This window comes from Falcatimonas sp. MSJ-15 (assembly GCF_018918265.1).
GTDB lineage: Bacteria > Bacillota > Clostridia > Lachnospirales > Lachnospiraceae > Falcatimonas.
Genome location: NZ_JAHLQC010000006.1, coordinates 108,144 through 127,206, shown reverse-complemented (window position 1 = coordinate 127,206; position 19,063 = coordinate 108,144). Strand labels below are relative to the sequence as shown.

The following is a 19,063-nucleotide window of genomic DNA, read 5'->3' as shown; positions in this document are numbered from 1 at the left end:
ATATTATTAATCATGCAAAAACACCTGATACATTAAGCATCAGGTGTTCAATTTGGGACTTTATCCCACTCTTAACAATGAGCATATAATATCAGCCATGTAATCCTGCTGACTGACGAATCATATCTTCTACTACTATATCATATATCTCACCGATTGTATTGCAATATTCAAGCACTTTCCAAGGCTCATTAGTATGGAAATGTATCTTGATCAGATCTTCATCTCCTGCTGCAATAAGACAGTTACCTTCAAAGTGATCTGTTATATAATCTGCTATCTCGTCCTCATCAAGATCTTTATCTCTTCTATCAATAAGAAGCTGTGTATCATAACGATATGCAAACTGATCATCTTCGACATCTATGCTATTAACATCTGCCATCTCAATTCCTCCCTTATTCACGAATTTTCCGAATATTATTCTATCATATATAATGATAAATCGCAATTAGTCATCACAAACTCTTATGATTAAAATCCAATAAGTGTTCCTATAATCTTCACAAGGAATGCCATAATCCATGCTATAACACATTGTAATATAACTACTGTTACTGCCCATCTTCCACCAAGTTCACGCTTAACTGCTGCTATCGCTGCAACACATGGTGTATATAACAGACTGAATACCAGAAGGCTAAGTGCAGATAATGGTGTAATTACATTCATAAGATTGGCTGTTGTTCCAAATAGTACAGATATTGTTGCAACAACACTTTCTTTTGCCATAAATCCTGTAATTAATGCTGTTGATATTCTAAAATCTCCAAATCCAAGTGGTGTAAATATCGGTGCTATAATACCTGATATCTTCGCAAGCATACTGCGACTTGCATCATCAACCATATTAAGATGCGTATCAAAGTTTTGGAAAAACCATATAGCAATTGTCGCTATAAATATAACTGTAAATGCTCTCTGTAAGAAATCTTTTGCCTTATCCCACAGAAGATGGCTTACATTCTTAATTCCCGGCATACGATAATTAGGTAACTCCATTACAAATGGAACTGCTTCACCTTTAAAAGTAGTCTCTTTCATTATTAATGCCATTATTATTCCGACTATAATTCCTGTTAAATACAAACCAATCATTATAAGTGCACCATGTCCCGGGAAAAATGCTGCTGTAAAGAAAGCATATATCGGAAGTTTTGCTGAACAACTCATAAATGGTGTAAGTAATATTGTCATCTTACGATCTCTTGCTGATGGTAAGGTTCTAGTTGCCATAACACCCGGAACTGAACAGCCAAATCCTATAAGAAGTGGAACAATACTTCTTCCTGACAGACCTATTTTTCTAAGAAGTTTGTCCATCACAAATGCAACTCTTGCTATATATCCACTGTCTTCCATTAATGATAAAAAGAAAAATAGTGTTACAATAACCGGCAAGAAACTTAATACACTTCCTACACCATTAAATATTCCATCAATTACAAGCGAATGTACTGCTTCATTAACATGTCCTGCCGTCATAGCTTTATCGCACAGATTACACAAGTTATCAATTCCTATCTCAAGAAGTCTTTGAAGCCCGGCACCTATTACATTAAACGTAAGCCAGAATACAAGTGCAATAATTCCTATAAATGATGGAATTGCTGTATACTTTCCGGTAAGGACTTTATCAATCTTTCTGCTTCTTATATGTTCTTTACTCTCTTTTGGTTTTACAACTGTATTATCACATAACTCTTTTATAAATGTAAAACGCATATTAGCAATAGCTGCTGCTCTGTCTCTGCCATTCTCTTTTTCCATCTGCACAATAATATGCTCTATCATCTCTTTTTCATTCTGATCAAGATTAAGTGCTTCTAACATAATATTATCGCCTTCTGCAATCTTACTTGCAGCAAAACGAACCGGTATATCATATTTCTTAGCATGATCTTCTATAAGATGCATAATTCCATGAAGGCATCTGTGCACTGCACCACCATTCTTATCTGAATTGCAAAAATCAACTCTTCCCGGTTTCTCCTGATATTTAGCAACATGAACTGCATGCTTTACAAGTTCATCAATACCTTCATTCTTCGCTGCTGATATTGGAACTACCGGTATTCCAAGAAGTCTCTCCATCTCATTAACCAAGATTGAACCACCATTATCTCTTACTTCATCCATCATATTAAGTGCAAGTACCATTGGTATATCAAGTTCTATTAACTGCATCGTAAGATAAAGATTACGTTCAATATTTGACGCATCAACAATGTTAATAATTCCTTTTGGATGCTGCTTTAATACAAACTCTCTTGTAACAATCTCTTCACTTGAATATGGCGACATAGAATATATGCCTGGAAGATCTGTAATTAATGTATCTTTATATCCTTTTATCTGACCATCTTTTCTGTCTACGGTTACTCCGGGAAAGTTACCAACATGCTGGTTAGAGCCTGTAAGCTGATTAAAAAGTGTTGTCTTTCCACAATTTTGATTACCTGCAAGTGCAAAAGTAAGTACTGTACCTTCCGGAAGTGGATGTTCTTCTTTTTTTCTATGATACTTTCCTTCTTCTCCAAGTCCGGGATGTTCTACATCTTTTTTTATATCAGCTTTCTTTTTTCTTTCAGATAATCTCTTTTTGTCAAATTCTTTACTATCATTCTTAACAGTATTATCTATATTCTGTCTATTAACAATGTCCTCTATCTCTATCTTCTTCGCATCATCAACTCTTAATGTCAACTCATATCCATGGATTAAGAACTCCATCGGATCGCCCATCGGTGCATATTTGACAAGTGTAATATCTACACCCGGAATTACACCCATATCAAGAAAATGCTGTCTTAATGCGCCTTCTCCACCAACGAAAGTTATCGTTGCAGTCTTTCCTATCTGTAATTCACTCAATTTCATAGGAATTACTCCTCTCCTGTGTATTTTTTCATATAATGTTATATAAACTATATTTCGTATAAAACAATCTTGTTATAATGTTTATATATTGATAATCGATACTCAATAATCATTTTTTAACTCCAATATTTTTTTCGAATTATACCAAGATTATTTAACAGATATAGGATAATCCACAAACAAATTCAAGTCAATACCAATGATCTATATGTCTTACTACACAGGCATTATACTATTCATAGTATGTAAAAAGACTTTAGAATTACCCTTATATATAATAATTCCAAAGTCTTAATTATCTTCTCTTTCTTAATTATCTATAATCTTCTCGCTACAAACTATCTATATAATATACTCTTATATATTACCAACCACTGATTTTCACAATACAAGTTCTCTATATAATATATTAAGTATATTCTCCACCAAACATATTACTTCAAATAGCTTAAATATAGTCTTTTAATATATTTATTCAAAATATATCCTACAAAGATGCCAACTTCTTGCCAAGTTCATTAAGTTCCTTAATTGTTGTATCATCTGGTGCTTCTTCGCATATAGTTCCTTCTCCATTAACAACTTCTGCTCCTGCACCTGTCATTCTATCTACCCAGTCACGCATCCATGTTCCATCTCCCCATCCATAAGAACCAAACAATGCTATCTTCTTGCCACTTACTTTTCCTTCAAGTTCGGTTACAAATGGCTCAACTTCTCCTTCTTCAAGGTTCTCAGCTCCCATTGCAGGACATCCAAGTGCAAATACTTCATTAGCTGCAAGTTCATCTGGTGTTATCGCACTTATCTCGCATACATTAACTTCTGCTCCTGCACTCTTAACACCATCTGCAATCGCTTCTGCCATTGCTTTTGTATTACCTGTCATTGACCAGTATACTACATTAATTTTACTCATATCTATATCCTTCTTTCTTTTTATTTGCTATAACGCTTATCATCTTTAACTCTTAGCTGTTATACTGCTAAAAGCTCAACTGCTTCATCAATGCTTACACCGTAGAACATCATTGTTATAAAGCTCTCTCTTACCTGTTCAAATCTTTCAAAAAGTCTTATCTTAGCCGGTACATTCTTATATACTTTCCAATATCCTGTATACAGACTATCTCTCCCCTCATTCTCTATGAATCCTTTAACATCCTCAATCGGATAACCTAGAAATACTCCCATCTCATGTGGAAAATATCCACCATGTATCATATATTCTCTATACCTTCTTATAAAATTCTCAAGCATCCCACACTCTGATGTTATGTAATTTAAGTCTATATTATGCAAAAGTTCTACTACCTCATCATCCTTAAGATATTCTGCAAGTTTCTTTTCCCTATACAAAAAGAAAGATATTCTTCCTCTCTTTGCAATGAGTGTTATAAGACTTATATCCGTCCCCAAAAACAATTCTCTAACTCTGTCTGTATATTCTTCATCAATTGTAAGAATATTAGATACTACAAGTCCGGCTATAAGTGGTGCACACTGCATAGCTATCTGTCTGTCGAATTCATCCATATCCGTACCCCTGACAATATCAAGAACTTCCCTGCTCATACAATCTCCCTTCAAGATTAGATTTTCTAATCTCCAATCAACTATCAGATCTTTTTAGTTATTGTTGTATTTTTTATGTATAGTTTTTGCTATCTTTTGTTAGCTGTATCTAACACAAGTTAATAATAACTATTTACAATTCAAATGTCAATACTTTTTTGCCCATAAACTGCTTTGTGAGATTTTTTAATCTATAATTTTACAAAAAAACTAACTATATATTTTATAAAAAAGACTAACCATCTCATAAAAACATTATGTTTCTATTGATACTGTTAGTCTTTTTACTTTGTAATATTCTATTTTTTATATTCTTTTTTGTAATATTCTGTAATCCAAATTATTACTTATAGTATATCTTCCATACTCTTAAGGCTTATAAGAAGTGTTGATGAATTATGTAAAAGTGCTGATGTTGTCGGTGCTATAATGCCTAATACGCCAAGTGCAATAAGCAATGTATTAAATGACACTATCTTCTTGTAATTACGGTTAATTCGTTTCATCAGACCATTACTTATCGCTTTAAGTGTCACTATCTCATAGAGATTATCAGGACCTATTGTTATGTCTGCTATCTCTCTTGCAATCTCAGCACCATCGCTTATCGCTATTCCTGCATCTGCTGCCGAAAGTGCCGGTGAATCATTAATTCCATCACCTATCATAATTACTTTTCTTCCTTTTGATTTCTCAAGTTCAACAAATCTTGCTTTATCTTCCGGAAGAACTTCTGAATAATATTCATCTACACCAACTTTAGCTGCTATGGCATTCGCAGTTCTCTCACTGTCACCTGTCATCATTACAACTTTCTTAATTCCGCTCTTTTTAAGTGAATTAATAACAGCCATCGCTTCTTCTCTTAATGGATCTTCGATACATATAACAGCTGACAATTTTCCTTCTATTGCCATATACAGATGTGAATATTCTAATGGAATATTGTCAAATATACTCTGCATTCCGTATGGTATCTCACATCTCTCATCTTCAAAAATAAAATGATAGCTTCCTATTATCGCTTTTTTGCCTTCTATAGTCGTTGATATTCCATGTGCTACTATATATTCAACTTTTGAATGCATCTCATCATGTATAAGTTCTCGCTCCTTAGCTGCATTAACAACAGCATTAGCAATAGAATGTGGAAAATGTTCTTCCATACATGCTGCTATTCTTAGAAGTTCATCTTCATTTCTTCCATCAAAAGATATAACTCTTGCAACTCTTGGTCTTGCTTTTGTAAGCGTACCTGTCTTATCGAATACGATTGTATCTGCATCAGCCACAGCTTCAAGATATTTACCGCCTTTTACAGTTATATCATAATTACTCGCTTCACGAATTGCTGATAATACTGCAAGTGGCATTGACAATTTGAGTGCACATGAAAAGTCTACCATAAGAACTGATATTGCTTTTGTAACATTGCGTGTAATAAGATATGTAAGTCCTGTACCAAGTAATGTATATGGAACAAGCTTATCTGCAAGATGTTCTGCTTTACTCTCGACACCTGATTTAAGTTTCTCAGATTCTTCTATCATCTTAACTATCTTCTCATATCTTCCCTTACCGGAAGCTGCAGCTACTCGTATTGTAATCTCGCCTTCTTCTACTATCGTTCCTGCATATACAGTCTTACCACTAATCTTTCTTACCGGCATTGACTCTCCTGTAAGTGAAGCCTGATTAACCATCGCTTCTCCATCTGCCACTATTCCATCAAAAGGAATCATATTGCCCATATGTACAACAACTATATCATTCTCTTTTATCTCACTTGTCTTAACCTGAATAAGAGTATCGCCTTTCTTTAACCATACTTTATTAATATTAAGTGACATACTTCTTGCAAGATCATCTACCGATTTCTTATGTGTCCATTCTTCAAGAATCTCTCCAATTCCAAGTAAGAACATAACACTTCCAGCTGTATTATAATCATTTCTTAGAACTGATACCGTAATTGCTGTTGCATCAAGAACCGGCACTTCTATTTTACCTTTTCTAAGACATTTTAATCCTTCATAAATGTATTTTACCGAACATGCACATGTGTACCATGCATTAAGAGGATATGGTAAAAATAATTTTCTTGCATATCTTAATACTACTTTATTAATTAATTTTTCTCTGTATGTACTATTAAGTTCACGACCGGAATTATCAAGTATCTCTGACGGAACATCAACTTTGTCATATGCAAACTTCTTAAATGCACTTATTACTTCACTTCTGTTACAAGTATATGTAATCATTGCGTCAGATGTATTCTCATATACTTTCGCACTCGTAACTCCACTAATGTTTTGTAAATAATAGCAAAGTATGTCAGCCTGTCTGTATGACATTCTATTTTGAACCATATGGACTCTTATTCGTCCCTTTGATTCATGTTTTATAACAAATCGCATACTATCACCTTCACTACAATATAAGTGTCAAAAAAAGCTAACTTCTTTGACACTTATATATTCTCATTATATTAACAGACAATACCTTTTAGCTGTTATTCTTCTACTGAACTACAATCACATCCACATGATGTCTGTTCTTCTTGTGTACTTTTACATTCACATGATTCATCTTCAACAACTACATCTTCTGCAGCTTCTCTTTCTTCATTGATAGCTTTTGCATCTGCGAGAATATCTTCAGCATTCTCCTGAATAGTTGTTGCTGTCTTCATAACTGTCTTTTTTGCACGAAGAACAGCTGCTGTACAATTAGTATAAAGTTTTTTTGCATCTTTGCTTGATAAAATTTTAATACCTGCTGTACCAAATAATACTCCTGCTGCAAATAATCCTGTCTTTTTTAAATTAGCTCCTTTAAAACAATCTAACATAAAAATGTCCTCCTTTTTTTTTGACAATTATTTTTATTTTCACTTAGCATATTCCTTTTTTCGACATTTTAAAAGCATTATTTTACTTTTTGAGAAATCTTATCAATAACGCATTAAAGCAGTGGTATACGCAACATTTTTATACTATCTGTCACTTACATCACTGCTTTTTTAATAAATAACAATATTAATTATTTTAACTATCCATTATATATTCTCTAACCATTGCGAAGTATATTATTATATTTTATAAATAATAATATATTAATCTGCTGTTCCTATTATGCAGTATGTATTGATTTTATAAAATATCCACTACCTGCAACAATATCTTTTATCTGTTCTTCGGATATGCTTTGCTTGGCATTAAGTCTTGCAACTTTTTTCTGTAAATCTACTTTTGCATACATTCCCTCATTAGTATTAAATGCGTTTTCAAGTCTTTTTCTGCAATTATCACATACAAGACCATCTACCTCTATATTATATTTATATTTATAATTATTTTCATTCTTATCTGTAACTTTTACGGACTTTACTTTTTCACTTCCACCGCCACAACATCCGCTTTTTACTCTCTTCATTGTACTCTTAATCCCTATATAGCACAATATTATTATTATTCCACATATAACTGCTGTTCCCATTTTTCATCACACTCACATTCTCTTACAATCACACTTTTTATATTTCTGCTCTTATCATAACCGCAGGCTCTAAGTCCTTCTGTAATTACTGTGTTTAATTTACTTGCTGACAAGTGACATACTGTACTATCATCAAATTCTATTGTACATGCCTCCATGTCACACTTCTCATTGCATGCTATCTTATACATATTTCTTCGGCTTATTGCACCGATACTCTCTAACGTATTAATCATTCTGTAAACTGTTGCTGTTCCTATTCCATATCCCATCTTGCAGGCTTTATAGTATATCTCCTTGCAGCTTGAACAGTCTTCTTCAAGTATGATATCTAAAAGTCTTAATCTCTGTTTTGTAATTCTGCATCCTTCATCTTTAAGTCTCTGTATAACTATATCTTTTTGCATCTTCGTACGCTGATATTCTCTTGCTTCACCAGCTTTACTATCAATACACTTACATTCCTGCACCTTAACCTCTCCTCTCTATCGTCCTAATCAGTAATTAATACTGTCATATATTAATCTCTAATCCCCATTTGCCAAATATGTAATATCACTAACTAATGGCAGTGTCCACCACAATTCTTACAGTCACCACCACATGATATTGACTTTCCATTTTTCTTATCACGAATCATGCTCTTAATGATAACTCCCACTATTGCTATCAATATTATCAGTACTACTGCTGTTCCCATAATATCTACCTCTTTTCTACTACAATATACTTTACAGTTAATATAGTTCATCTTGCTTATTATTACCACCTGATTTTTTAAACCCGGCTGCAGATATTCTCGTTGCAGGTCTGATTCTTTTTATAGCAGGCTGTGACAACTCTGCCACAGCCCATATAATTATATTATTTAGCACCTGCTACATTTTTTAAATCAACACTAAGTGTCTTACTCTCTTTGTATGGTCTTACTAATAAGTAGATTATTGCTGCTACCAATAAGAATGCTACAACTGTACCAAATCCAAATGTTCCATAGATGATAAGTGAACCAATCTGGAAGATGATAAGTGCTACAACGTATGCAAGTAATGTCTGATATCCGATTGCGATCCAGAACCATTTTGCATTGTTCATCTCTCTCTTAATAGCACCCATAGCTGCAAAACATGGTGCGCAAAGAAGATTGAATGCAAGGAATGAATAAGCTGCTATCTGTGTCATGCTCTCAAAGTCAAGTACACCGAATACACCAACTACCTCTTCTTTTGCTACAAGTCCCATGATAGTTGCGATTGTTGCTTTAATATTATCAAATCCAAGAGGAGCAAATATCCACTTAATAGCTCCACCAATTATACCAAGTACACTTGATTCAAGTTCCATCTCTGTATCAAATAAGAACTTGCCATCTACAACACCAAAGCTTGAACCAGCCCATATAATGATTGATGATAATAAGATAATTGTTCCTGCTTTTTTTATAAATGATGAACCACGTTCCCATACACTTCTTGCTACGTTACCAACTGTTGGCCAGTGGTATGCTGGAAGTTCCATAACGAATGGTGCTGGATCTCCTGCGAATATCTTAGTCTTCTTTAAGATAATACCTGAGATAATAATTGCTGCTATACCTAAGAAATAAGCACTTGGTGCTACCCACCATGTGTTATTGAATAATGCTGCTGATATTAATGCTATAATTGGAAGCTTAGCTCCACAAGGAATAAATGTTGTTGTCATAATTGTCATCTTACGGTCACGATCATTTTCGATTGTTCTTGATGCCATAATACCTGGAACACCACATCCAGTACCGATTAACATTGGAATGAATGATTTACCTGAAAGACCGAATTTACGGAAGATTCTATCCATAATGAATGCAACTCGTGCCATGTAACCACATGCTTCAAGAAATGCAAGGAATATGAATAATACAAGCATCTGTGGTACGAAACCAAGTACTGCACCTACACCACCGATGATACCGTCTAAGATTAATCCTTTTAACCAGTCAGCACATCCGATTGCGTCAAGTCCGCTTTCTGCAAGAGCTGGGATACTTGGAACCCATACGCCATAGTCTTCTGTTGCTGGTGCCTCTTCAAGTGACGCTTCTACCTGCTCTGATACATCAAATCCTTCTTCTGCAAGTGAATCTGCATATGTACCAAATGCTTCATCAAAAGCTGCATAATCGCCATCTTCAATAGCACCTTTTATATCTTCAGCACCGATAACGCCTGCTTCTTCTGCTGCATCGATTGTCTTAACAACATCATTTGTCCATACATTCTCTGCTGCATATTCATTGATTGCTTCTTCATACTGACTTGTTCCTATTCCAAAAAGATGGAAACCGTCACCAAATACGCCATCATTAACCCAGTCTGTTGCGGCTGTACCAACTGTTGTTATTGATACATAATATACAATGAACATAATTAATGCAAAGATTGGAAGTGCTGCCCATCTGTTAGTAACTACTTTATCAATCTTATCTGAAGTTGTTAACTTCTCTTTTCTGTTCTTTGTATAACAATCTTTAATTATTGAAGCAATATATGTATATCTCTCATTAGTAATGATACTTTCTGTGTCATCATCCATCTCTTTTTCAAGAGCATCTATCTCTGTTTTAACATCTGGAATCTCTTTTAACTGAGTTCCAATCTTGTCATCTCTTTCAAGAAGTTTGATTGCAAAGAATCTTCTCTGTTCTGCTCTTACATCTGCACCAAGTTTTGCTTCTACTGATTCAATAATACTCTCTACTTCATTGGCAAACTTATGAACTGCAGGTCTTACATTCTTATCTTTTGCTACTTTGATTGCTCTTTCTGCTGCTTCTTTAATACCTGTTCCTTTAAGAGCTGATATCTCAACAACTTCACATCCAAGTTTCTTAGATAATTTGTCAATATGAATCTTATCTCCATTCTTAGCTACAAGATCCATCATATTTACAGCCATAACAATTGGAATTCCAAGTTCCATCAACTGAGTAGACAGATATAAGTTTCTCTCAATATTAGTACCATCAACAATATTAAGTATTGCATCCGGTCTCTCACCGATTAAGTAATTTCTTGCAACTACTTCTTCAAGTGTATAAGGTGATAATGAATAGATACCAGGTAAGTCCATGATAATTACATCTTTATTACCCTTATATTTTCCTTCTTTTTTCTCAACTGTAACACCAGGCCAGTTACCAACGAACTGATTTGAACCGGTCAGTGCATTAAACAGAGTTGTTTTACCGCAGTTTGGATTACCTGCTAATGCAATTTTAATCGACATAATGTTCTCCTTTTTCTTCCTCAAATTTTATTTATTGTTTTAAAATTTAATACCCTTAATCAATAGAACCTTTAACGCATTTCATATCACTATTCAGTGTTTTATACTGCTATTTGATATTTCATATCGCTACTTGATATTTTGCACTACTATCTAGCATTTCGTATCACTACTTTATATTTTGCATCGCTATCTAGTATTTTGTATTACTACTTTATATTTTGTGGTTCTATCTTACATTTTCTTTCGCTACTTATAATTAGTCTTTGCTAACTATATAGTAAAAAAATATGCAGAAATAAATGTCTTTATTCAACTGCAATCATTTCTGCATCAGCTTTTCTAAGTGAAAGCTCATAACCTCTTACAGTTACTTCTATCGGATCTCCAAGAGGTGCTACTTTTCTTACAAATACTTCTACACCCTTTGTAATTCCCATATCCATAATTCTTCTTTTTACTGGTCCTTCGCCTGTAAGTTTAATGACTTTAACTGTCTGGCCACAAGCTACTTCCTTTAATGTCTTCATCATAATCCTCCTTTATTTAAAATCCGGTATCTATACCAGAATCTTATTAGCCATGTCTTTTCCAATTGCCACTCGTGAGTCTTTTATGTTAACTATCATATTGCCACCGATTTCTGATACAACTGTAACTTCGCTGCCTTCTACAAAGCCTAAGTTCTCTAAAAATCTTCTAGTTTCTTCTTTTCCACCGACTTTTTTAATAATTCCAGGCTCACCTGTCTTCATCATTGATAATGGCATATACTCATCTTCTTTCTTTTCTTATTGATAATGATTTTCATTTCTCTTTTTTCAATGTTAGTATAGTCTAACTGATAATAGTTGTCAAGAACCTTTTTCTATTTTTTTGTATATGTTATTGATAATTTTTCTCATTAGTTTTTATTTTTTAATTGCGTTTTATAAGTGTTTATGCTATACTTGAATAAGTTATATATAACTAACTTAAGTTTGTGATTATATTAAACTTATTCTAATTAGTTATAATTAACCGGATTATAATGATTGATGAGGTGAAAACAATGCATACTAATGAATCAGCAGAGAACTATCTTGAAACAATACTTGTACTTAGTAAAAAACTTCCTGTTGTACGTTCTGTAGATATTGCTAATGAGCTTGGATTCAAAAAACCAAGTGTCAGTATCGCAATGAAGAATCTTAAAGAGAAGAACCATATTACTGTTACTGATGCCGGTTTCATATATCTTACTGAAACTGGTAAAGAGATAGCAGAGATGATCTACGAAAGACATGAACTTCTTACAAAGTGTCTTGTAATGCTTGGTGTTGATGAAGCTATTGCTGCTGAAGACGCTTGTAAGATCGAACACGTTATTAGCAAAGAAAGCTTTGACGCTATCAAAAAACATGTCAAAAATGTAGATAAATAATCTTATTATTAATTGTATCATAATCAAAAAAATAACAAATTGTAGTCGTATAAATACAGATTGTATATATCTATTATATGTATCTGTCTTTATACAGTAAGAGTGGGTAACTTAATCGTTATCCACTCTTTTGCTATCATATAATAAAACTTGCCAATATAATAATGTAATCACATAATTAGAAGAATATCTCACAATCTGATTCAACTTTCTTACATTCTTTTAATACTGTATCCATTACAGGCTGTGCTTCAACGCCATCTTCAAATTCAACTTTCATCTTCTGTGTCATGAATGAAACTGTTGCATCCTTAACACCTGTAACCTTCTTAGTAGCTTCTTCCATCTTTAATGCACATGCTGCACAATCAACTTCAATCTTATATGTTTTCTTCATAATAAAAACTCCTTCCGATATTATATATTATTATTTATTAAGAGCCCTTCAATGTTACAAATGATATTAACGATATTAATATTCTATAATAACATTAATTAATATAATTCTGTTTAACATCGTAATCATTTGAATTCTTGTTTATATGAACATTTAAACATATATTTAATTATTTGTCAACTACTATTTAATTATAATCTTACTCTACATTAACTACTTCGTAACCTTCATTAGCTACAACATCTCTTAATGTATCAGCTGTTACTTCATCTGATGCTTTTACTATTGCATTCTTATTCTCAAGGCTTACAGTTACTTCACTTACACCTGCTACTCCCTTTAATGCCTTTTCGACACGTCCTGTACAGTGTCCACACATCATTCCTTCGATACTAATTGTAAAAGTCTTCATATTATCTACCTCTTCTTTCTTAACTGCACATTCTCTTTTTGATGTGCTTGTTATATAATTATTATCTATCTCACCGGCTGTTTTTTTACTAATATCACATAATCCATTATTAGATACTGTGTTATTACATGCCTTAAATGATTCATTATTACTTATCTTCTTATTATCTTTTTGCTCAGTACTATTATTATTTCTACTATTATTAGTTCTATTATTCTTAAACTTAAGATGTCTTAATCTTAATGCATTACTTACAACGCATATACTGCTAAGGCTCATGGCTGCTGCACCAATCATCGGATTCAGTTTTATTCCAAATGCCGGATATAATACTCCTGCTGCAACAGGTATTCCTATTGAATTATAGAAAAATGCCCAGAATAAGTTCTCCTTTATATTCTTTATTACAGCTTTGCTAAGTCTTACTGCATTAACAGCATCATACAGATCACTATGCATAAGCACAATATCAGCACTCTCTATTGCAACATCTGTACCTGCTCCGATTGCTATTCCTGTATCGGCTGACGCAAGTGCCGGTGCATCATTAACACCATCACCAATCATTGCAACATTGTGTCCTGCTGCTTTAAGTTTTGCAATCTCAGCTTCCTTCTCATCAGGAAGTACACCTGCTATTACTTTATCAATTCCGACCTGCTCTTTTATGGCATTGGCTGTAACTTCATTATCACCAGTTAACATAACAACTTCAATGCCCATATTCTTAAATTCCTTAATAGCAGCTTTAGAGCTTTCTTTTACAACATCAGCAACTGCTATTATACCTATCACTTTATCAGTATCGGCAAATATAAGTGGTGTCTTACCATTTCTTGAGTATCTGTCTGCTACATTCTTAATACTGTCTTTAAGATGGACTTTAAGTTCTTCCATATATCTTATATTACCGGCATAATACTGTTTTCCATCAACTTTACCACTTATTCCTCTTCCAAATACTGCGGTAAATTCTTTTACATTCGATAATTCGATACCATTATCTACACACCAGTTTACAATCGCTTCTGATAATGGATGTTCACTTCCTTTTTCAAGAGTGCCTGCTATATAGAGAAGTTCTCTGTCACTCATTCCATCTGCTGTAATATCAGTAACTACCGGCTTTCCTTTTGTAATAGTACCTGTCTTATCCATTACTACTACATCTGTAAGATGTGCCGTCTCAAGTGCTTCACCCGACTTTATAAGTATTCCATTCTCTGCACCTTTGCCTGTTCCTACCATTATAGCAACCGGTGTTGCAAGTCCTAATGCACAAGGACATGATATTACAAGAACTGCTATCGCACTTGACATTGCGAATTCAAATGTTGCACCACTTATAAGCCAGATAATTCCTGTTATGAGTGCTATTGTTATTACAACCGGAACAAATACACCGGCAATCTTATCTGCAAGTTTTGCAATCGGAGCTTTGCTCTGACTTGCTTCTTCAACAAGTTTTATAATCTGAGATATTGTAGTATCTTCACCAACTCTTGTCGCTTTTGCTTTTATAAGTCCTGACTTATTAATAGTAGCTGAGATAATATTATCGCCTTCGCTCTTTAGAACTGGTATACTCTCTCCTGTAACAGCTGACTCATCAAAAGATGATTTACCTTCTGTTATTATTCCATCGACTGGTGCTGCTTCTCCCGGTTTTACTATAAAAATATCATCTTTTACTATATCTGCGGCTGCAATTACCATCTCTTTGCCATCTCTTATAACTGTCGCTTTCTTAGGTGCCATATCAATAAGCTTAGTTATAGCTTCACTTGTTCTGCCTTTTGAACGACTCTCAAGGTACTTACCTACTGTTATAAGTGTAAGTATCGTTCCTGCTGATTCAAAATACAAGTCATGATTATATTTCATAACAAGTTCCATATCACCATAACCAAGTCCATATCCTATTCTATATATTGCATATATTCCATATAGAATTGCTGCACTTGCTCCGATAGCTATAAGACTGTCCATATTAGGACTCTTATTCTTAAGTGTCTTAAATCCATTAATAAAATACTTCTTATTAACAGCAAGTATTGGAAGTAATAGCAAAAATTGTGTAAATGCATGTGTTATCGCATTACTGTTACCATGAATAAACTTCTCATCAAATGCCGGCATCGGAAGATTAAGTGCATTATATATCATATGTCCCATCGACACATACATAAGTGGAATAAGACATACTACTGATACTATAAGTCGCATCTTCATATTCTTCTTCTCGTTAGCAATCGCATCTTTTTCTCTACGACCTTCCGCACTATTACTTCCTGCATCACTATTTTTAGCATCTCCCCTCACGTTCTGCACACTTGCACCATATCCTGCATCTTCTACAGCTTCTATAATATTATCTGCATTAGTCTTATCCTCTTCATATTCAACCAGCATACTATTAGTAAGAAGATTAACACTAACTTTTGTAACTCCGTCTACCTTCGATACGCTCTTCTCTACATGTGATGAACACGCAGAACATGTCATACCTGTTACATCAAACTTCTCCTTCATAATAATCACCTCTTAGTCTATGTTACTTCATAAGCTTCTTAAGTAACTCACATAATTCATCCACAGCTTCTTCATTGCCTTCCCTGATATCATCTGCAACACATGACTTAATATGTCTTGCAAGCAATTCCTTGTTAAAAGAATTAAGTGCTGCCTGAATTGCTGATACCTGTGTAAGAATATCTACACAATATCTGTCATCCTCAACCATCGCTTTAACACCTCTTACCTGACCTTCAATCTTGGCAAGTCTTGTCATAAGTGCCTTTTTCTCACTGTCTGCTCTTAACTTGTGTTTTACACCGCCTTCCTCTGTCTCTGTATTTGCATCTATCAGCTTCCCATCTTCCTTATATATTTCTCTCGTACTATCATTGCCACATTTACAACTCATATACATCATTCCTTTTCTCATCTATGCATGAAATATTTCTATCACTCCTAGGTCGGGTATACATTTTTATCGGGCTTTGTATACCCCCTAGGGGTATCTTTAAGATACACTTATTTTACACAAGTGTCAAGATTTTTTTATAAAAAAATACCGACCTCAAATCGTTAGCTTTTTATTTCTAACTTTTCAAGGTCGATATATAGAATTACATTGATATTTTATATTGTTATTTATTATTATTTATTTTACAATTCTCGGTTTTAAGCACGTTCATATATAAAATCTTTCGTTTGTCATAGGCGAAAAAACACTGCCTTTAGGTGGTTTAAAGTTAACTTTCTGTGCAAGGACACTCTACTTCAAACAGTCTATCCATAACTTCATGAAGCAGCTTAGTCTGTTCATTATCTGCAATCTTATAGTATACTTCCTTGCCATCTCGTCTGCTAGTTATAAGCCCAGACTTCTTAAGTACGCTAAGATGATGTGAAACTGCCGGATCGCTCATCTGCATAGCAGCTGATATATTACTCACACATTCCTCACAATGGCACAAAAGCCACAGTATTCTAAGTCTTGTACTATCTGACATCTGTTTAAACAATGCAGCTACACTTGTAAAAGAATCCATACATGGCATTCTCTCTAAGACTGTATCTATATTCTGTCCATGATCATGTGGCATATTATAATGTTTCATTCCATTAATCACCTTTCTTACTCTATTTGCCAACTCTTAATGCTCTTGTTGCATTAAGAACTGCAATAACCATTACACCAACATCTGCAAATATTGCCCACCACATATTAGCAACACCTATTGCACCAAGGATAAGACAGATAGCTTTTACTAAAAGAGCAAATACAATATTCTCATATACTATTCTAAGTGTCTTTCTTGATATCTTCATTGCAAGTGCAATCTTAGCAGGATCATCATCCATAAGAACAATATCCGCTGCTTCTATTGCTGCGTCAGAACCAAGTGCTCCCATTGCAATACCTATGTCTGCTCTTGATAAAACAGGTGCATCATTAATACCATCACCAACGAATGCAAGTCTCTCTTTGTCACCTTTCTTTGCTAATAATGCCTCTACTTCTGCGACTTTATCTGCCGGTAAAAGTTCACTCTTAACTTCATCAATACCTATCTCTTTTGCTACAGACTCGGCTACTTTTTTTGAATCTCCTGTAAGCATAACTGTCTTTTTAACACCTGCAGCCTTAAGACCACTAATTGCTATTTTTGAATTACTCTTAATAACATCTGATATAATAACATAGCCTGCATATTTGCCATCAATCGCTACATGAACCTCTGTACCTGTTTTTGATGGAATCTCATAAGATACATTCTCTTTTTTCATAAGCTTTATATTACCGGCACATACTCTATGTCCATTAACGTATGCAATTATTCCATGACCTGATACATTCTCTACATCACTTACTTTTGTCTTATCAATATCTTTGCCATAAGCCATTTTAAGACTTTTACTGATTGGATGATCTGAATAACTCTCTGCATAAGCTGTATATTCTAGAAGTTCTTCCTTACTCATTCCATTAGGGCTAATATCTGTAACTTCAAATACACCTTTTGTAAGTGTTCCTGTCTTATCAAATACGATATACTTAGTCTGTGATAAGAGTTCAAGATAATTAGAACCTTTTACAAGAATACCTTTTGATGAAGCTCCTCCGATTCCTCCAAAAAAGCTAAGTGGTATTGATATTACAAGTGCACATGGACAGCTTATTACAAGGAATGTAAGTGCTCTTATAATCCACTCACTCCACATAGGCGATATGCCCATGAATATCATTCTTACAACTGGTGGAAGTATCGCAAGTACAAGTGCACCTATGCATACACAAGGTGTATAATATTTAGCAAATCTTGATATAAAATTCTCTGTTCTCGCTTTTTTCATACTTGAATTCTCAACAAGATCAAGTATCTTAGATACTGTTGAATCACCGAATTCTTTTGTAGTCTCTATCTTTAGAAGACCTGTAAGATTAACACATCCGCTTATAATCTCATCGCCTTCCTTAACTTCTCTTGGAACACTCTCACCTGTAAGAGCACTTGTATTAAGTGTTGATGTACCGCTTACAACAATACCATCAATTGGCACTTTCTCACCCGGTTTTACAACAATAACTGTTCCTATCTCAACATCATCAGGATCAACTTCTACAAGTTCGCCGTCTTCTTCAATATTAGCATAATCTGGTCTGATATCCATAAGTTCTGTTATATTCTTACGACTCTTACCAACTGCATAACTCTGGAATAATTCACCAATCTGATAGAATAACATAACTGCTGAACCTTCCTTATAATCACCAAGAGCCATAGCTCCAACTGTCGCAATCGCCATAAGGAAATTCTCATCAAACACCTGACCATGAATAATTCCAAGTCCCGCTTTCTTAAGAATATCATATCCTATAACGAGATATGGTATAATATATAGTAAAAGACTAAGATAACCATCTGCAGGTATGAATTCAATCACTACAAGAAGTACCAATGCAATAATAATTCTATATAGAACCTTTTTCTGCTTCTTCGTCATAATAACTCCTCCAATCATTAATATATTTTTATTCAAATATCTTTTTCTTATATGAACATTTAAACATACGTTTAAATGATTGTCAAGGAGTTTT

General features: G+C 34.0%; 19 protein-coding genes. 1 reads left to right on the top strand and 18 read right to left on the bottom strand.

From position 1 onward, the window contains the following. Window positions 1-91: 91 nt before the first annotated feature. The 13 genes from KQI85_RS06270 to KQI85_RS06210 form a co-directional block, all read right to left on the bottom strand. Window positions 92-385 (bottom strand): hypothetical protein, encoded by a 294-nt coding sequence (locus KQI85_RS06270; RefSeq protein ID WP_216575232.1) that lies wholly within the window; start codon window positions 383-385, stop codon window positions 92-94. A gap of 89 nt (window positions 386-474) precedes the next feature. Then, a complete protein-coding gene (gene feoB, locus KQI85_RS06265) occupies window positions 475-2,880 on the bottom strand; it encodes a ferrous iron transport protein B (protein WP_216575231.1) in 2,406 nt (801 codons plus the stop codon). Window positions 2,881-3,367: 487 nt separating this feature from the next. Next, entirely contained in the window at window positions 3,368-3,799 is a 432-nt protein-coding gene (locus KQI85_RS06260) for a flavodoxin (RefSeq protein WP_216575230.1), read from the bottom strand. Between the two features lie 59 nt (window positions 3,800-3,858). Next, on the bottom strand, window positions 3,859-4,455 hold the full coding sequence (locus KQI85_RS06255; RefSeq protein WP_216575229.1) for a DUF3793 family protein: 597 nt from the start codon (window positions 4,453-4,455) through the stop codon (window positions 3,859-3,861). Window positions 4,456-4,802: 347 nt separating this feature from the next. After that, window positions 4,803-6,875: a heavy metal translocating P-type ATPase gene (locus tag KQI85_RS06250; protein ID WP_216575228.1), complete on the bottom strand. Its 2,073-nt coding sequence runs from the start codon at window positions 6,873-6,875 to the stop codon at window positions 4,803-4,805. Between the two features lie 95 nt (window positions 6,876-6,970). Next, window positions 6,971-7,309: a DUF6110 family protein gene (locus KQI85_RS06245; RefSeq protein WP_216575227.1), complete on the bottom strand. Its 339-nt coding sequence runs from the start codon at window positions 7,307-7,309 to the stop codon at window positions 6,971-6,973. Between the two features lie 281 nt (window positions 7,310-7,590). Further along, entirely contained in the window at window positions 7,591-7,956 is a 366-nt protein-coding gene (locus KQI85_RS06240) for a heavy-metal-associated domain-containing protein (RefSeq protein ID WP_216575226.1), read from the bottom strand. Beyond that, window positions 7,929-8,426: a transcriptional repressor gene (locus KQI85_RS06235; RefSeq protein WP_371820558.1), complete on the bottom strand. Its 498-nt coding sequence runs from the start codon at window positions 8,424-8,426 to the stop codon at window positions 7,929-7,931. Before KQI85_RS06235 ends, KQI85_RS06240 begins: the two co-directional genes overlap by 28 nt. A 92-nt stretch (window positions 8,427-8,518) precedes the next feature. Further along, complete coding sequence (locus KQI85_RS06230; RefSeq protein ID WP_216575225.1) at window positions 8,519-8,656, bottom strand: FeoB-associated Cys-rich membrane protein; 138 nt, start codon at window positions 8,654-8,656, stop codon at window positions 8,519-8,521. 37 nt (window positions 8,657-8,693) lie between these two features. After that, window positions 8,694-8,831, bottom strand: coding sequence for a hypothetical protein (locus KQI85_RS06225; protein ID WP_216575224.1), 138 nt, complete (start codon window positions 8,829-8,831; stop codon window positions 8,694-8,696). Further along, complete coding sequence (locus tag KQI85_RS06220; protein ID WP_216575223.1) at window positions 8,821-11,223, bottom strand: ferrous iron transporter B; 2,403 nt, start codon at window positions 11,221-11,223, stop codon at window positions 8,821-8,823. The genes KQI85_RS06225 and KQI85_RS06220 overlap by 11 nt, the downstream gene beginning before the upstream one ends. 308 nt (window positions 11,224-11,531) lie before the next feature. Continuing rightward, window positions 11,532-11,753: a ferrous iron transport protein A gene (locus KQI85_RS06215; RefSeq protein ID WP_216575222.1), complete on the bottom strand. Its 222-nt coding sequence runs from the start codon at window positions 11,751-11,753 to the stop codon at window positions 11,532-11,534. 30 nt (window positions 11,754-11,783) lie between these two features. Continuing rightward, window positions 11,784-11,993, bottom strand: coding sequence for a FeoA family protein (locus tag KQI85_RS06210; protein WP_216575221.1), 210 nt, complete (start codon window positions 11,991-11,993; stop codon window positions 11,784-11,786). Window positions 11,994-12,274: 281 nt separating this feature from the next. Here KQI85_RS06210 and KQI85_RS06205 point away from each other — a divergent pair, with 281 nt between their 5' ends. Then, window positions 12,275-12,646: a metal-dependent transcriptional regulator gene (locus KQI85_RS06205; RefSeq protein ID WP_216575220.1), complete on the top strand. Its 372-nt coding sequence runs from the start codon at window positions 12,275-12,277 to the stop codon at window positions 12,644-12,646. 178 nt (window positions 12,647-12,824) lie between these two features. Here the strand turns inward: KQI85_RS06205 and KQI85_RS06200 are convergent, their stop codons facing one another. The 5 genes from KQI85_RS06200 to KQI85_RS06180 all read right to left on the bottom strand — a co-directional run bounded on the left by KQI85_RS06200 (window position 12,825) and on the right by KQI85_RS06180 (window position 18,969). Continuing rightward, complete coding sequence (locus tag KQI85_RS06200; protein WP_216575219.1) at window positions 12,825-13,043, bottom strand: cation transporter; 219 nt, start codon at window positions 13,041-13,043, stop codon at window positions 12,825-12,827. 199 nt (window positions 13,044-13,242) lie between these two features. Beyond that, window positions 13,243-15,987 (bottom strand): heavy metal translocating P-type ATPase, encoded by a 2,745-nt coding sequence (locus KQI85_RS06195; RefSeq protein ID WP_216575218.1) that lies wholly within the window; start codon window positions 15,985-15,987, stop codon window positions 13,243-13,245. A 22-nt stretch (window positions 15,988-16,009) separates the two neighbouring features. Beyond that, window positions 16,010-16,381, bottom strand: coding sequence for a metal-sensing transcriptional repressor (locus KQI85_RS06190; RefSeq protein ID WP_216575217.1), 372 nt, complete (start codon window positions 16,379-16,381; stop codon window positions 16,010-16,012). Between the two features lie 331 nt (window positions 16,382-16,712). Continuing rightward, the gene (locus KQI85_RS06185) at window positions 16,713-17,081 is read right to left on the bottom strand and encodes a helix-turn-helix transcriptional regulator (protein ID WP_216575286.1); all 369 of its coding nucleotides are present in this window, start codon (window positions 17,079-17,081) and stop codon (window positions 16,713-16,715) included. 22 nt (window positions 17,082-17,103) lie between these two features. Next, on the bottom strand, window positions 17,104-18,969 hold the full coding sequence (locus tag KQI85_RS06180) for a heavy metal translocating P-type ATPase (RefSeq protein ID WP_216575216.1): 1,866 nt from the start codon (window positions 18,967-18,969) through the stop codon (window positions 17,104-17,106). Window positions 18,970-19,063 lie beyond the last annotated feature (94 nt).

Excerpts from the sequence above, each read along its gene's own strand:
- KQI85_RS06270 (WP_216575232.1), bottom strand. The coding sequence starts at position 385 with ATGGCAGATGTTAATAGCATAGATGTCGAAGATGATCAGTTTGCATAT.
- feoB (WP_216575231.1), bottom strand. The coding sequence starts at position 2,880 with ATGAAATTGAGTGAATTACAGATAGGAAAGACTGCAACGATAACTTTC.
- KQI85_RS06260 (WP_216575230.1), bottom strand. The coding sequence starts at position 3,799 with ATGAGTAAAATTAATGTAGTATACTGGTCAATGACAGGTAATACAAAA.
- KQI85_RS06255 (WP_216575229.1), bottom strand. The coding sequence starts at position 4,455 with ATGAGCAGGGAAGTTCTTGATATTGTCAGGGGTACGGATATGGATGAA.
- KQI85_RS06250 (WP_216575228.1), bottom strand. The coding sequence starts at position 6,875 with ATGCGATTTGTTATAAAACATGAATCAAAGGGACGAATAAGAGTCCAT.
- KQI85_RS06245 (WP_216575227.1), bottom strand. The coding sequence starts at position 7,309 with ATGTTAGATTGTTTTAAAGGAGCTAATTTAAAAAAGACAGGATTATTT.
- KQI85_RS06240 (WP_216575226.1), bottom strand. The coding sequence starts at position 7,956 with ATGGGAACAGCAGTTATATGTGGAATAATAATAATATTGTGCTATATA.
- KQI85_RS06230 (WP_216575225.1), bottom strand. The coding sequence starts at position 8,656 with ATGGGAACAGCAGTAGTACTGATAATATTGATAGCAATAGTGGGAGTT.
- KQI85_RS06220 (WP_216575223.1), bottom strand. The coding sequence starts at position 11,223 with ATGTCGATTAAAATTGCATTAGCAGGTAATCCAAACTGCGGTAAAACA.
- KQI85_RS06215 (WP_216575222.1), bottom strand. The coding sequence starts at position 11,753 with ATGAAGACATTAAAGGAAGTAGCTTGTGGCCAGACAGTTAAAGTCATT.
- KQI85_RS06210 (WP_216575221.1), bottom strand. The coding sequence starts at position 11,993 with ATGCCATTATCAATGATGAAGACAGGTGAGCCTGGAATTATTAAAAAA.
- KQI85_RS06205 (WP_216575220.1), top strand. The coding sequence starts at position 12,275 with ATGCATACTAATGAATCAGCAGAGAACTATCTTGAAACAATACTTGTA.
- KQI85_RS06200 (WP_216575219.1), bottom strand. The coding sequence starts at position 13,043 with ATGAAGAAAACATATAAGATTGAAGTTGATTGTGCAGCATGTGCATTA.
- KQI85_RS06195 (WP_216575218.1), bottom strand. The coding sequence starts at position 15,987 with ATGAAGGAGAAGTTTGATGTAACAGGTATGACATGTTCTGCGTGTTCA.
- KQI85_RS06190 (WP_216575217.1), bottom strand. The coding sequence starts at position 16,381 with ATGAGTTGTAAATGTGGCAATGATAGTACGAGAGAAATATATAAGGAA.
- KQI85_RS06185 (WP_216575286.1), bottom strand. The coding sequence starts at position 17,081 with ATGAAACATTATAATATGCCACATGATCATGGACAGAATATAGATACA.
- KQI85_RS06180 (WP_216575216.1), bottom strand. The coding sequence starts at position 18,969 with ATGACGAAGAAGCAGAAAAAGGTTCTATATAGAATTATTATTGCATTG.